Annotated in this window: 12 protein-coding genes; 9 read left to right on the top strand and 3 right to left on the bottom strand. The window is 70.7% G+C overall.

Features of this window, described 5'->3' with window-relative positions; translation table 11 throughout:
- Positions 1-54: 54 nt before the first annotated feature.
- Both ACTWQA_RS40730 and ACTWQA_RS40735 read right to left on the bottom strand, forming a co-directional pair.
- A complete protein-coding gene (locus tag ACTWQA_RS40730; protein ID WP_327581291.1) occupies positions 55-207 on the bottom strand; it encodes a hypothetical protein in 153 nt (50 codons plus the stop codon).
- Between the two features lie 73 nt (positions 208-280).
- Positions 281-655 (bottom strand): DoxX family protein, encoded by a 375-nt coding sequence (locus tag ACTWQA_RS40735; RefSeq protein ID WP_305917015.1) that lies wholly within the window; start codon positions 653-655, stop codon positions 281-283.
- A gap of 122 nt (positions 656-777) precedes the next feature.
- On the opposite strand from ACTWQA_RS40735, the gene ACTWQA_RS40740 reads away from it, so the two are divergent.
- Positions 778-1,272, top strand: coding sequence for a MarR family winged helix-turn-helix transcriptional regulator (locus ACTWQA_RS40740; RefSeq protein ID WP_443164243.1), 495 nt, complete (start codon positions 778-780; stop codon positions 1,270-1,272).
- Positions 1,273-1,315: 43 nt separating this feature from the next.
- Entirely contained in the window at positions 1,316-2,191 is an 876-nt protein-coding gene (locus ACTWQA_RS40745) for a dioxygenase family protein (RefSeq protein ID WP_443164244.1), read from the top strand.
- 47 nt (positions 2,192-2,238) lie between these two features.
- On the opposite strand, the gene ACTWQA_RS40750 is transcribed toward ACTWQA_RS40745, so the two are convergent.
- Entirely contained in the window at positions 2,239-5,211 is a 2,973-nt protein-coding gene (locus tag ACTWQA_RS40750) for an AfsR/SARP family transcriptional regulator (protein ID WP_443164245.1), read from the bottom strand.
- A gap of 189 nt (positions 5,212-5,400) precedes the next feature.
- Between ACTWQA_RS40750 and ACTWQA_RS40755 the strand changes: the two genes are divergently transcribed.
- The 7 genes from ACTWQA_RS40755 to ACTWQA_RS40785 all read left to right on the top strand — a co-directional run bounded on the left by ACTWQA_RS40755 (position 5,401) and on the right by ACTWQA_RS40785 (position 14,936).
- Complete coding sequence (locus ACTWQA_RS40755) at positions 5,401-6,366, top strand: M23 family metallopeptidase (RefSeq protein WP_443164246.1); 966 nt, start codon at positions 5,401-5,403, stop codon at positions 6,364-6,366.
- 86 nt (positions 6,367-6,452) lie between these two features.
- Positions 6,453-7,898: an N-acetylmuramoyl-L-alanine amidase gene (locus ACTWQA_RS40760; RefSeq protein ID WP_443164247.1), complete on the top strand. Its 1,446-nt coding sequence runs from the start codon at positions 6,453-6,455 to the stop codon at positions 7,896-7,898.
- 129 nt (positions 7,899-8,027) lie between these two features.
- Positions 8,028-9,527: a glycoside hydrolase family 43 protein gene (locus ACTWQA_RS40765; protein WP_443164304.1), complete on the top strand. Its 1,500-nt coding sequence runs from the start codon at positions 8,028-8,030 to the stop codon at positions 9,525-9,527.
- Between the two features lie 158 nt (positions 9,528-9,685).
- On the top strand, positions 9,686-10,105 hold the full coding sequence (locus ACTWQA_RS40770) for a hypothetical protein (protein ID WP_443164248.1): 420 nt from the start codon (positions 9,686-9,688) through the stop codon (positions 10,103-10,105).
- Between the two features lie 666 nt (positions 10,106-10,771).
- Positions 10,772-13,087, top strand: coding sequence for a beta-xylosidase/alpha-l-arabinosidase (locus tag ACTWQA_RS40775; RefSeq protein ID WP_443164249.1), 2,316 nt, complete (start codon positions 10,772-10,774; stop codon positions 13,085-13,087).
- On the top strand, positions 13,084-14,064 hold the full coding sequence (locus ACTWQA_RS40780; protein WP_443164250.1) for an ABC transporter permease: 981 nt from the start codon (positions 13,084-13,086) through the stop codon (positions 14,062-14,064). Before ACTWQA_RS40775 ends, ACTWQA_RS40780 begins: the two co-directional genes overlap by 4 nt.
- Positions 14,058-14,936, top strand: a complete 879-nt coding sequence (locus ACTWQA_RS40785) for a carbohydrate ABC transporter permease (RefSeq protein ID WP_443164251.1) — start codon at positions 14,058-14,060, stop codon at positions 14,934-14,936. Before ACTWQA_RS40780 ends, ACTWQA_RS40785 begins: the two co-directional genes overlap by 7 nt.
- The last annotated feature ends 17 nt before the right edge of the window (positions 14,937-14,953 follow it).

Below are 14,953 nucleotides of genomic sequence, written 5' to 3' on the forward strand. Positions count from 1 at the left end.
TTGCGGAGTGGCCTCAGGCCCGACCCCACTCCAGTCTCCTGGATCAGGCTGGGGTCAACGCGGGACGAAGCCGCGGTAGACGACGCTCCGCCACCGGCGCACCGGCCACTCCCGGTCCCTGATGCCGCTCAGCACGAGGGCGGCGACCCCGCCGGTGAGGACGATGCCGATGATGATGCTCATGGCGAGCATGAAGGCGATTTCCATGACGATCCCTTCGTCAGACGTTCGCGTCTGAACTTGTGCGCCGTGGAACAGGACCCTTCCGTGCCCTATTCCGTCAGAAGGAGTACGGGCCGAACCGGCCCCAGGCCACGAAGGCGGCCAGCGCGAGCAGCACCACGTTGGCCACGATCATCTGGGGCTCCTTGCGGCGGGCGTGCGTGACCGCCGCTCCGATCATGACCACGACCAGGCCGGCCGCGGCCAGGGGCGTCAGCACCGGCACGATGCCGAGCGCCGCGGGCAGGATCAGTCCGATGGCGGCCAGCAGCTCCAGCGTGCCGATCGCCTTGACGGCGCCGGCGGAGAAGTCCTCGGTCCACGCCAGGCCGGAGGCGGCCAGCTTCTCCTTCGGCTGGCTGATCTTCATCAGTCCGGCGGCGAGGAACAGGAGGGCGAGCAGGCCGGCGACGATCCAGAGAGCGACGTTCATCGGTATTCCGATCCATGGGGGGCTTGACTTGAAGATTCAAGTGGAATGTACGCCCCATGGACTTGAAGCGTCAAGCGAAACCTGGATGCGATCACTTGAGAGTTCAAGTTAGAGTGGACGTCATGGACAACGCATCACCGCAGGAGCCGCGCTGGCTGACCGAGGAGGAGATGGAGAGCTGGCTGGCGCTGACCAGCGTGCTGATCAGGCTGTCGGCCGCGCTGGACGGCCAGCTGCAGCGCGACTCCGGAATCAGTCATTTCGAATACCAGGTCATGGCGATGTTGTCGATGACCGAGGGGCGCACTGTGCGGATGAGCGAGCTGGCGGCGCTCTCCGACGGGTCGTTGTCACGCCTGTCGCACGTGGTCAAGCGGCTGGAGAAGCGCGGCTGGGTGCGCCGCGAGCCCGACCCCGCCGACGGCCGCTACACCCTGGCCATCCTCACGGTGGACGGCTGGAAGAAGGTCGCCGAGACCGCCCCGGGACACGTCGACGCCGTGCGCCGCTATGTTTTCGACGCCCTCACCAAGGCCCAGGTCCGGCAATTGCGGGACATCGGCCGCCGCATTTCCCTCGCCATCGACCCCGACGAGACCTGTCTCGGCGGCCGCTGATCCCGCGCCTCCAACCTCGCCGCCCTCAGCAAGGAGCCCCCTCATGACGTCCCTCTTCAACCCGGACGTGCCCGCCGGCGCGTACGACGCGTTCCTGCCGGGAGCGCTGCCCCTGGCCCGCGCCCAGCGAGCGTGGACGCCGGCGGACGGCCCCCTGCCCGCCCTGTACATCAGCCACGGCGCGCCCCCGCTCTTCGACGACCGCCTCTGGATCGACGAGCTGTTCGCCTGGGCGCTTGCCCTGCCCAAGCCGAAGAGCATCCTCATCGTCTCGGCGCACTGGGAGGCCGCGCCGCTGTCGCTGTCCGACCCGGCGGCGCACACCCCGCTCGTGTACGACTTCGGCGGGTTCCACCCGCGCTACTACACCATGCGGTACGACACCCCCGACGCCACCGGCCTGGCTCGGCGCGTGGCCGCGATGATGCCCGACGACGAGCCCGTCCACCATCACGCCGGACGCGGGCTCGACCACGGGGCCTGGGTGCCGCTGATGGCGATGTATCCGCCGGCCGACATCCCCGTGCTCCAGCTCAGCCTGCCCACCCACGACCCGGCCAGGCTCCTGGACCTCGGCGCTCGGCTGGCCCCGCTGCGGGAGGAGGGCGTGCTGGTGATCGGGTCGGGGTTCATGACGCACGGGCTGCCGTTCGTCACCAGGGAGATGCTCGAAGGCGCGGTCCCGTCCTGGTCGTCTGACTTCGACGCCTGGGCGGCCGACGCGCTGGCCCGCGGCGACGTGGAGGAGCTGGCCGCGTACCGGACGCGGGCGCCCGGCATGCCGTACGCCCATCCCACGGTCGACCACTACATCCCGCTGTTCGTCACGCTCGGCGCGGGTGGCCGGCCGGACCAGCGGGTCCGCACCGTCATCGACGGCTACATGATGGGCTTCTCGAAGCGCTCGCTCCAGACCTAGGGCATCGGGAGCAATCCTTCCTGGCGCACCGTCCAGGTGTCAGGTCCTCAGCTGATCTCCTGGAGTTGACGCCGGAGCTCGACGGCGCGGTGGAAGTAGTGGGAGGCCAGCGCGGTGCGGCCGGTCGAACGGTACAGGTCCCCGAGCGTCTGGAACGCGGCGGCCTCGCCGCTGCGGTCGCCCAGCTGCTGGAAGATCTCCAGCGATCGCCGCAACTCGTTGCCGTGCGACCGGTCGCCGCGGGCCGCTCGCAGCCCGCCGAGGCCCTGCAGGGCGTACGCGCCGCAGTGCCGGTCGCCGAGCGTCTCGAAGATGTCCAGCGCCCGCTCCTGGAAGCGCATCGCCTCGTCGGACTCGGCCGTCAGGTCATGGAGGCGGCCCAGGTGCATGGACACGCAGCCCTCGCGGTGGGCGTCGCCGAGCTCCCCGGCCAGCCGCAGCGCCTCCCCGAGCCATCGGGAGGCCTGCCCGAGGTCCTGCAGCGACAGGTACACCCGGCCGATCGCCTGACGCGCGTACGCCTCCCCGCTCATGTCACTCACCGAGAGGAACATGGCCAGCGCGTGCCGGAAGTACCCCAGCGCGTGCCGATGCCGGCCGGAGAACTGGTTGACCGCGCCCAGCCCGCAGATAGAGATCGCCTCGCCGCGTGCGTCGCCCAGCTCGCGGAAGAGCACCCGGGCGCGCCGCAGCATGTCGTCCGCCTCGGCGTACCGGTCCTGGTAGAGGCAGACCTGGCCGAGCCCGCGCAACATGGCCGCCTCGCCGCGCCGATCGCCGGCCGCGCGGGCGCTGTCCAGCGCGATCCGGTGCGTGGCCTGCCAGTCGTCGAGGCGGCAGTGCAGGTCGAAGTACGGCACGAGCGTCGCGGCGAGCCCCCACGCCGACTGCGTCAGTCCCGCGCCGGCCGCCAGCCGCACCGCGTCGACGAGCGATTCCCGCTCGGCGTCGAACCACAACAGCGGTTCGGCGGTCAGGTGGCTGAGCGTCTCCCGCTCCAGGCTCCAGCGGGGTGCCGACTCGGACGTCATGCTGAACAGCGTGGTCGGCAGGCGGGACGTGGCGTGCTCGGCGGCCGACATCCAGCCGCCGAGCACCCGGGTGAGGGCCTGGCGTTCGACCTCCCCGCCGGCCTTCTCCCTGGCGGTGCAGCGGGCCAGGTCGAGCAGGCGGTAACGGGGCTGACCGAGCGGGTCGGTGCCGACCAGGCGCAGGAGGCTCACGTCCACCAGCGTGTCCACGACGGCGTCCGCGCGGTGCCGGTCGAGCACGGCATCCGCCACCCAGCCGGGCACGGATCCCGGGCCGAGCAGGCCCAGTGCGCGGAATGCCTGGGCGGCGTCGCCGGGCAGTCCGCGGTAGCTGAGGTCGAAGGAGGCGCGTACCTCCAGATCACCGGCGCGCAGCTCGTCGAGCCTGGTCGTCTCGTCCGCCAGCCGCTGCTGCAGCACGCCGAGCGACCACCCGGGCCGCCCGGCCAGGCGTGCTCCGGCGACCCGGATCGCCAGCGGCAGGTATCCGCACGACTCCAGGATCGCCAGCGCGGCCGCCTGTTCCCCGGCCACCCGCTCGGCGCCGGCGATCCTTCCCAGCAGCTCCTCGCCCTCCGCCGGCGACAGCACGTCCAGCTCCAGCAGCAGCGCCCCGGGCAGCTCGGTGATGCGCCGCCGGCTCGTCACGAGCACCGCGCAGCCGCTGCCGGGCAGCAGCGCCCGCACCTGGGCGGCGTCGGCGGCGTCGTCGAGGAAGACCAGCATGGGCCGGTCGGCCAGCAGGGAACGGTACAGAGTGGCCCGCTCGTGCACCGACGCCGGTAAGGCCGCCTCGGCCACACCCAATGCCCGCAGTGCCTCGGCCAGCAGGTCCCCGGGGTCGGCGGGGGCCGGGTCGGTGCCGCCCAGGCACAGGTGGAGCTGGCCTTCAGGGTAGTGCGCACGTACGGCGTGCGCGCAGTGCACGGCCAGCGCCGACTTGCCCACCCCGGGCGGCCCCACCACGACGGCGATCGCCGGCGGCCCGTCCGCCGCCTGGTCGCGGCATGACAGGGCGCCCGTGAGCGCGGCGACGGCCTCCGCCCTGCCGGTGAAATCCGGCACGTCGGCCGGCAGCTGATGAGGCGCGGGAAAGCCGTGGGGGAGCGCCGGCAGACCGGGCGAGTGCGCGGTGGGGCTGGTAGGGCACGCGGTGGGGCCGGTGGGGTGCGCTGTTGGGCCGGAGGCGTGGCCGGCCGGGTCGGATAAGAGCTCGAGCCCGGTCGGCGTCGGGCCGGTCGGATCCTGCGGAGAGTCGCCGGCCAGGACGGCGGCGTGCGCGTCACGCAGGTCCTGTCCCGGCTCGATGCCGAGCTCGTCGACCAGCTGCCGCCGGATCGTCGTGTACGCGTGCAGCGCCTCGGCCCGCCGCCCGGCGCGGTGCAGGGCGAGGATCAGCCGCTGCCACAGATCCTCCCGATAGGGATGCTCGCCGATCAGCTCCTTCAGGTCCTCGATCGCCGAGGTGTACTCCTCGCGGGCCATCTTCGCCGCCACCAGCGCCTCGGCCGCGCCGAGCCGCGCCTGGGCGAGCGCGCGCAGCCGCCCGTCCCACAGCGGGCTGGCCGGCAGGTCGCCCAAGGGGTTGCCGCGCCACAGCGCCAGGGCCGCCCGCAGGTGCCCGGCTGCCTCCTCGTCCCGCCCGGCCGCCCGCGCCCTGGACACCAGGTCCTCGAACAGCAGCACGTCCAGCTGCTCGGTCGCGACCTCGACCACGTACCCGGAGGGATGGGCCACGATCTGCGCCCCGGCCTCGCCCGCCGCGCCGCGCAAGGAGCTCACGTACGTGCGCAGGTTCGCCACGGCCGACGACGGCGGGTTCGCCGGCCACAACACCTCGATGAGCACGTCCGAGCCGACCACCTGGTTCGCCTCGAGCAGCAACGAGGCCAGCAACAGCCGGGGCTTCTTGCCGGCGATGCGGACGATCTGCTCCGGTGTCCGGACCCGCAAAGGCCCGAGTACGCCGAAATTCGGCTGGTCAACCACTACGAACGCACCTACTCCTCAGTCGGCGGGATCGCGCGGATTCGTCGGGTCGTCGTTCAAGCTGGCTGAGCCTTTATACCGATTTTGGATGTTCTCTGTATGCCGTACTCCCAATCTTGGTCCCCAGCAAGAGCGCTTCACGTGTCAACCGCAGAGAGGACCCTTATGAGACCCAGAGGGGTGCTTACGGTGGGGTTTGTCCTGGTGGCCGGTCTCATGTCGGGCCAGGTCGCGGCGGCGGGGCAGGCCGCGCAGCCGACGCCGTCATCGACGCCGTCTCCCACGCCGGACCCGAACGACCCGCCGGACACCGTCGAGGTCCCGCCCGTGTCGACCCTGGCGACGCCGGCCTTCCAGCTGCCCTTCCCATGCGGCCAGAGCTGGACGGGCAACTCCAGCAACAGCAGCGCCCACCGGTCGTACGAGATCGACTTCAACCGGGGCAGCACGGCCGACGCCGACCTCGGTGACACCGTCGTCGCCGCCGCGGCCGGCACCGTGGTCATCTCGGCGCACCAGGGCTCGGCCAACGGCTTCGGCAACCTGGTCAAGATCGACCACGGGGGCGGCTGGCAGACGTTCTACGCGCACCTGAACGTGCGCTCGGTGAGCGCGGGCGCCCGGGTCACCCAGGGCCAGAAGGTCGGCACACTCGGCAAGACCAGCAAGCCGGGCAACAACATCAGCCCCCACCTGCACTACGAGGTGCGCCAGGGCACCGGCTACCCCGGCAACATCCGCAAGGCCGTCTTCAACGGCGTCACCTTCGGCTACCCGAACCAGACGCTGACCTCCAAGAACGCCTGCGGCGGCGGTGGCGGCGGTGGCACGAACCCGCACACGCCCCAGGAGGTGTGCGGCAGCGGCTACAAGGTGATCGACTCCGCGGCGCTGGGCACGGCGGGCACCGCCTACCTGCTGTACAACACCGGCAACGGCAACAACTGCGTGGCGACGATCAAGAAGACGTCGCTCGGCACCGCCTCGGCGGCCAGCGCCTTCCTGGAGGTCGAGGGCAAGCCCCGGGTGACCGACAGCGGCAACTTCGCCTACTACGCCGGACCGGTCCGCGCGGCCGCGGCCGGCAAGTGCGTCAAGTGGGGAGGCAAGGCCGGCTCGGCCACCTACACCAGTCCGTTCGAGCACTGCGGCTGACGTCCTCAGTCCGGAGCGGCCGCCGTGCCCGCCTGCGCGCGGCGGCCGCTCCCTCATTCGCTCATCACACGTCGAGGAGAACATCTGTGCAGCCCCGATTCCGCCGCTCGGCCCTGCTGCTGGCCGGCGCGTTACTGCCGCTCCCGCTGCTCATGGGCCAGGCGACCGCGGCCGCCGACCCGATCGCCGGCGCGTTCGCCAAGGCGGCCACCACCTACGACGTACCCCGTGACCTGCTGGTGTCGCTGGCGTACGCCGAGACCCACCTGGACGGGCACGACGGCGCGCCCAGCGCGAGCGGCGGCTACGGCGTGATGCACCTGGTCAGCAACCCCAAGGCGGATGCGCTGGCCCGCGCGGCCACGCTCACGGGCCAGGGCGTCGCGAAGCTGAAGAGCGACGACGCGGCCAACATCGCCGGCGGTGCCGCCGTGCTCCGCGCCCACGCCGACGACCTCGGGGTGAGCGCCGCCGCCCGCAAGGACCCGGCGAAGTGGTACCAGGCGGTCGCCAAGTACGGCAACGCCTCCTCGCCCGACGTCGCCCGCCTGTACGCGGACACGGTCTACGACCTGATGGCCGAGGGTGTGCGAGCCACCACCCCGGACGGCGAGACCGTCACGGTGCAGCCGCGCGCCGTCGAGCCGGAGCGCGGCCCGTACGCGAAGGCCAAGGACCTGGACGGACCCGCCGCGTTGGCCGCGAACACCGACTACCCGGGCGCCAGGTGGGTGCCGGCGCACAGCAGCAACTACGCGGTCTCCAATCGCCCCACCAGCGACACGATCGACCGCATCGTCATCCACGTGACGCAGGGTTCGTATGCCGGGACGATCTCCTGGTTCCAGAACGGTCCCCGAGCGAACCCGTCCTCCGCGCACTACGTCATCCGCTCCTCCGACGGTGCCATCACCCAGATGGTCAGGGAGAAGGACCGGGCCTTCCACGCCGGTAGCTTCAACAGGCGTTCGGTCGGCATCGAGCACGAGGGCTTCGTGGACAACGCGACGTGGTTCACCGACGCGATGTACCGGGCCTCTGCCGCGCTGACCCGCAACATCGCCGACCGGTACGGCATCCCGAAGGACCGGACCCACATCGTGGGCCACCACGCCGTCCCCGGCACCGACCACACCGACCCGGGCCCGCACTGGAACTGGACCACGTACATGCAGTACGTCACCGGCAGCGGCGGTGGCGGCGGCGCCAACCCGCACACGCCGGAGTCGGTCTGCGGCAGCGGCTACAAAGTGATCGATTCGGCGGTGCTGGGCACGGCCGGCACCGTGTTCCTGCTGTACAACACGGCCAATGGCAGCAACTGCGTGGCGACGATCAAGAAGACGTCGCTCGGCACGGCCACCGCCACCAGCGCGTACCTGGAGGTCGAGGGCAAGCCCCGGGTGACCGACATCGGCAACTTCGCCTACTACGCCGGACCAGTCCGGGCTGCCGCGGCGGACAAGTGCGTCAAGTGGGGCGGCAAGGCCGGCACGGCCACGTACACGAGCCCCTTCGAGCACTGCGGCTGATAGGCGCGGGCCCGCCGGACACAGCCTTTGACGAGTGTCGAGCAGCGCACCTAGAGTCCCGACCTGATGATCGGCTACCGGCCGAAAGTTTCGGCGAGGCCGGACGGAAAGGACACCTCTGACGTGCGCATGTACGACAACCCGGTGATCGGCGGGTTCCATCCGGACCCGAGCGTGTGCGGGGTCGGCGAGGACTACTACCTCGTGTGCTCCAGCTTCGAGTACGTCCCCGGCGTGCCGATCTTCCACAGCCGCGACCTCGTGCACTGGCGGCAGATCGGCAACGTGCTCGACCGGCCCTCGCAGCTCTCCCTGCCCGCTGAGGCGTCCGCCTCCGGCGGGATCTACGCGCCCACCATCCGGCACCATGACGGCCGGTTCTACCTGATCACGACGAACGTCGACGGCGGCGGCACCTTCATCGTGACCGCCGACCGGCCGCAAGGCCCCTGGTCGGACCCGGTCTGGATCGATCTGCCCGGCGTCGACCCCGACCTGGCCTGGGACGAGGACGGCTCGTGCTGGAGCGCCGTATCCGGGAACCAGGTCGCGCGCATCGACCCGGAGGAAGGCAAGGTCCTGGAGGGGCCGTACCCCATCTGGTCGGGCACCGGCGGGAAATATCCGGAGGCGCCGCATCTGTACCAGGTGGACGGCTGGTGGTATCTGCTGATGTCCGAGGGCGGCACCGAGCGCGGCCACGCCGTCTCCATCGCCCGCGCCCGCTCGCCCCGCGGCCCCTTCGAACCCGGGCCGGTCAACCCCGTCCTCACCCACCGCGGCACCGCCCGGCCGATCCAGAGCACCGGGCACGCCGACCTCGTGCAGGCCGCCGACGGCAGCTGGTGGATGGTGCTACTGGGCACCCGGCCGCGCGGCCACAGCCCCGACTTCCACGTCCTCGGCCGGGAGACCTTCCTCATCCCGGTCACGTGGGTGGACGGCTGGCCGGTGGCGGGACCGGTGGAGGAACGCCTTCCCGCGCCGGCCGCCTGGCACCCGTTCCCCGAAGCGCCGGCCCGGGACGACTTCGACGACGAGACGCCGGCGGCGTGCTGGGTCTCGCCGCGCAGCCGCCCCGACGGCTCCTGGTCGCTGACCGAACGGCCCGGCTGGCTCACCCTGCACGCCACGGGGCCGACACTGGACCGGCCCGGGCACACCTTCATCGGCCGCCGCCAGCAGCACCACGACTGCCGCGTCACCGCCCGGCTCGATCCCGGCCCGTCGTCACGGGCGGGGCTGTCGGTGCGGATGGACGAAGCCCACCACTACGACCTGGAGGTGAGCGACGGGCAGGCGCGGCTGATCGCCCGGATCGGGCCGCTGAGGCAGTGCGTGGCCCAGCACCCCGTGCCGCCCGGGCCGCTCACGCTCGCCATCGACATCCGCACCCGCGACATCCTGCCGCCGACCGCGACCGCGACCGGGCCGGTCGCCGGACCGGTGGGCGTCGAGGCGCGCGGGCCGGACACCATCGCCTTCTCTGCCAACGACGTGCTGCTCGCCGAGCTGGACGGCCGGTACGTGTCCACGGAGGTGGCCACCGGCTTCACGGGGCGGGTCATCGGCATGTACGCCACCGAGGGCAGCGCCGCCTTCGACTGGTTCACCTACGACGCGGCCTAGCACGTCCACGCGTGACTCCGGACATGGCACCACCCCGGCACGCACGAAACGGGCAGTGGGGGTAAGTGTGCGAACCGTCACATTGAGCACGACTCGTGGGTGGCGGCCGTGGGCCAGTGATATCCATGATCACACCTATGGCAATCGAAAGGATATTCGTGCGCACACGCAAGCTGGCGACCCTTCTGGCCGGCGCCGCCCTGGCTGCCTCTACCACGCTGGTGGCGGGCGCCACCCCGGCCAGCGCGGCTGGACCTTGCGGCAGCAGCTACTCCCGGGTCGGCGTCTACGCCATCCCGCAAAGCGGGACCCGTACGGGCACGCTGGAGGTGTACTACAGCTCCAGCACCGGTAAGAACTGCGCCCTGGCCTACGGCTACGGCTCCACCTACGGCGCCACGACGTGGAAGGGCGTCTCGATTTCGAGAGCTGACGGCAGTGGGTATGACCCCGATGCCGACTACTACCAGTACTACGCCGGCCCGGTGTACGTCTCGGCGCCTGGCCAGTGTATTGACGTGACGGGAACGGTAGTGGCCGGGAAGGTCACCGAGCTCAACAACGTGCACTGCGGCTGAACTTCTTATGACCAGGCGGGGTGCCCACCAGATGGAATGCGGAAGGCACCCCGCAGGATGCCGTGCGGCTGCTCGGCCATGACGGCGGCGAAGGCCGTGTGGCCTTCCAGTCGAAGGGCGCCTGCGGGCGGCACCCCGATACCCAGCCGGACCCCTGCTGAGCTGGGCGTACGCGGGACGCGTGACTGGACGCGTTTCTGCCGGTGCGTGTGCCGCACCCCACCACCCTCTCCTAGCGGGGTGAACGTGACCCCGTACGCTGTGCATCTCGCCGCGGTCGTCGCGGTGCTTGTGGCGATGTTGCTCGTCGACCGCCGTCGCCGCACGCGGACGTACGCGGCCGCTTAGGCCGTCGCACGGTCGCCGAGCCGGCCTCCGGCAACATGTCATCCGATCGTCGCTTGAGCGGCAACTTGTCCCTGACATGTCCGGACACAATTGCCGGAAAGTTTCCGGAAATTTGTCGTTGACGTCACTCCTGTTGGGGCTGTGACCCGCGCGAACGCGGCAAATTGCGTTAGCAACACAACAGCTGACGAACCTCTTGACACGCTTCAATACGCCCCATAAGTTGCCGCAATATTAACGAATCTTCTCGAAAGTTTCGGTGACATCACCGGTCGAAAGGACGGCATGAGGGGCCAGGTACCAAACGACACGAGCCCGGTGACCGGTGAGCCCGCGCCGTGGCAGGACACGCGGCTGTCGCCCGCCGGGCGGGCCGCCGCGCTCGTCCCGCTCATGACGCTGGAGGAGAAGGTGGCCCAGCTCGTCGGCGTGTGGGTCGGCGCCGATGCCTCAGGGGGAGGCGTCGCACCGCACCAATCCGACATGACGGGCGTGGAGTGGAACGAGGTCATCCGTCACGGGCTGGGCCAGCTGACCCGCCCGTTCGGGACCGCGCCGGTCGATCCCGTCGCCGGCGCCCGCTCGCTGGCGGCCTCCCAGGAAGAGATCATGGCGGCCAGCCGGTTCGGGATTCCCGCGCAGGTGCACGAGGAGTGTCTGACCGGGTTCGCCGCCTGGAAGGCGACCGTCTACCCGGCGCCGCTCAGCTGGGGCGCGTCCTTCGACCCCGAGCTCGTCCAGGAGGTGGCCGGGCAGGTCGGCCGGTCGCTGCGGGCCGCGGGCGTGCACCAGGGTCTCGCCCCGGTCGTGGACGTGACCAGGGACTACCGCTGGGGCCGCACCGAGGAGACGATCGGTGAGGACCCGTACCTCGTCGGCACCATCGGCGCGGCCTACGTGCGCGGCATCGAGGGCGCCGGCGTCGTGGCCACGCTGAAGCACTTCGCCGGGTACGCCGCCTCCCGCGGCGGCCGCAACCACGCCCCCGTGGCGATGGGCCGCCGCGAGCTCGCCGACACCGTGCTGCCGCCGTTCGAGATGGCCCTGCGCCTGGGCGGCGCCCGGTCGGTCATGAACTCCTACGCCGAGATCGACGGCCTGCCCGTGGCTGCCGACCAGGAGCTGCTGACCGGGCTGCTGCGCGGCGAGTGGGGGTTCTCCGGCACGCTCGTCTCCGACTACTTCGCGATCCGGTTCCTGGAGCGCCTGCACGGCGTCGCCGCCGACGGCGGGGACGCGGCGAGGCTCGCCCTGCGCGCCGGGATCGACGTCGAGCTGCCGACGGTCGACACGTTCGGCGCCCCGCTGATCGAGGCGGTGAAGGCCGGCGACGTCGACGAGGCGCTCATCGACCGCGCCCTGCTCCGGGTGCTCACGCAGAAGGCCGAGCAGGGTCTCCTCGACCCCAATTGGAAAGCGCTTCCCGAGGACGTCGAAGGGCTCCGCCTCGACGACGAGACCGGCCAGGACCTCGCGTTGCGGCTGGCACGGGAGTCCATCGTCCTGCTCCGCAACACCGGCGGGATCCTGCCGCTGGCCGCCGGGCGGCGCGTCGCGCTCGTGGGCCCGGTCGCCGACGACCCGATGGCGATGCTCGGCTGCTACACCTTCCCCGCGCACGTGGGCCCGCACCCCGAGCACGGGCTCGGGGTCGACATCCCGTCGCTGCGCGAGGCCCTCGGCGAGATGGTCCCGGACCTGGCGTACGCGGCCGGTTGCGACATCACCGGAGACGACACCTCCCGCATCGCCGCCGCGGCCGCCGTGGCCGCCGAAGCGGACGTGTGCGTGCTGGCCGTCGGCGACCGGGCCGGACTGTTCGGGCGCGGCACTTCCGGCGAGGGCTGCGACGCCACCGACCTGCGTCTGCCGGGCGTGCAGTCCGAGCTCATGCGGGCCGTGCTCGCCACCGGCACCCCCGTGGTGCTGGCGCTGCTGGCCGGCCGCCCGTACGCGCTGGACGCGGAAGCCGACGCGGCCGCGGCCGTCGTCTACGGTTTCTTCCCCGGCCAGCGGGGCGGCCAGGCCCTCGCCGAGGTGCTCACCGGCGCGGTCAACCCGTCCGGGCGGCTGCCGGTCAGCGTGCTCCGCGACGCCGGCGGCCTGCCGTCGACGTACCTCTCGCCGCCGCTGGGCCGGCGCTCGGAGGTGTCGTCCGTGGACCCGACGCCCGCGTACCCGTTCGGGCATGGGCTCGGCTACACCACGTTCGACTGGAGCGACGCGGGCGTGCGGGGACCGGCCGAGTGGCCGGTCGACGGCGAGGTCACCGTCGAGATCACGGTGTGCAACACCGGCTCGCGGCCCGGCACGGAGGTCGTGCAGCTGTATCTGCACGACCCGGTCGCGCAGGCGACCAGGCCGGTCGTGCGCCTGGTCGGCTACGTCCGCGTCCCGCTGGAGCCGGGGCGGGCCGCACGCGTGTCCTTCACGGTCCCGGCCGACGTCACGTCCTTCACCGGGGTCCGCGGCCGGCGCGTCGTCGAGCCCGGCGACGTCGAGCTGCGCTTCGGCCGCTCCAGCGCCGAGACGGCGGCGAGCGTGCCGTTGCGCCTGACCGGCGCCGAACGCGAGGTCGGGCACCACAGAAAGCTGCTGGCCACAGCAGGCGTCACACCGGAGGGCGCGGGATGAGCACAACGCTGGAGAATCCACCGCGGGACACCCGCCCGGCCGGCCCGGAGCCCGGCCGGCGCAGGCGGGCCAGGCCGGGCACCTGGCGGCACGCCTTACGCCGCGACTGGCAGCTGTACTCGCTGGCGATCCTGCCGCTGCTGTTCTTCCTGATCTTCCGGTACGCCCCGATGCTCGGCAACGTCATCGCCTTCAGGAAGTTCGAGCCCGGCGGCAGCATCTTCGGCGAAACCTGGGTCGGCCTGCGGTACGTGGAGATGTTCCTGAACGACCCGACGTTCTGGAGCGTGTTCACCAACACGCTCATCCTCGGCGGGCTGACCCTGCTGTTCTGCTTCCCGCTGCCGATCGTGCTGGCGCTGCTGCTCAACGAGGTACGCAACCGGAGCATCAAGCGGTTCCTGCAGTCGGTGTCCTACCTGCCGCACTTCCTGTCGATGGTCATCGTGGCCGCCATCGTCATGCAGATGACGGCCATCGACGGGCCGATCAACCAGATCGTGAAGGCGTTCGGCGGGGAGGCCACCCCGTTCATCCAGAAACCGGAGTGGTTCCGCACGATCTTCGTCACCTCGGAGGTCTGGCAGACGGTCGGCTGGGGCACCATCCTCTACCTGGCGGCGCTGACCACCATCGACGAGCAGCTCTACGAGGCGGCCAGGATGGACGGCGCGAGCCGGTGGCGGCAGATCTGGCACGTCACCCTGCCGGGCATCCGCCCGACGGCCGTCACGCTGCTGATCCTCAACCTCGGCACGTTCATGGCCACGGGCTTCGAGAAGGTCCTGCTGCTGTACAACCCGCTGACGTATCCGACCGCCGACGTGGTCACCACGTACTTGTACCGCATGGGCGTGGAGTCCAGCTCCATGAGCTACGCCGCCGCGATCGGCCTGTTCGAGGCGCTGGTCGGGGTGGTGCTGATCGTGTCGGCCAACTTCATCTCCCGCCGCACAGTAGGGACGGGCCTGTGGTGACGACCGTCAAGAGCCGGGGCTACCGCCTCTTCCAGGGGATCAACGCCGCCATCCTGACCGGCGTCGTGATCGTGACGCTGTATCCCTTCGTCAACATCATCGCGCGCTCGTTCAGCGACGAGCGGTACATCGTCTCCGGGCAGGTCAACTTCTTCCCGCGCGGGTTCAACGTCAAGACGTACGAGCTCGTGATCTCGGACCCGATGTTCTGGACGAACTACCGCAACACCGTGGTGTACACCGTCGTCGCCACGGCCATCGCGATGCTGCTGACCACCTGCTACGCGTACGTGCTGTCGAAGAAGCACCTCAAGGGCCGCACGGTGCTGGTCTGGATCGCCATCTTCACCATGATCTTCTCCGGTGGCCTGATCCCCCAGTACGTGCTGGTCAACAGCCTCGGGCTGACGAACTCCATCTGGGCCATCGTCCTGCCCAACGCCATCAGCGTGTTCAACCTCCTGGTCATGAAGGCGTTCTTCGAGGGCCTGCCGAAGGACCTGGAGGAGGCCGCCGCCATCGACGGCCTCAACACCTACGGCATCCTGTGGCGGATCGTGTTGCCGCTGTCGAAAGCGGTCATCGCCACGATGGTGCTGTTCTACGCCGTCTCGTTCTGGAACTCGTGGTTCACGGCGTTCCTGTACCTGAACGAGCAGGACTTGTTCCCGGTGACCATCTACCTGCGCAACCTCATCGCAGGGGCCACCGGCGCCGAGTCCGCCGGCGCCGTGATGTCCGAGGTGTCGGCGGCCGCGGCCAACATCCAGGCGGTCACGATCATGCTCACCGTCCTCCCCATCCTTGCGGTCTACCCCTTCGTCCAGCGGTACTTCGTCTCCGGAGTCATGCTCGGCGCGGTCAAGGGCTAGCCGATGATCAACCGAAA

The sequence above is a fragment of the Nonomuraea sp. 10N515B genome, assembly GCF_052245915.1.
In the GTDB taxonomy this organism is placed as follows: Bacteria; Actinomycetota; Actinomycetes; order Streptosporangiales; family Streptosporangiaceae; genus Nonomuraea.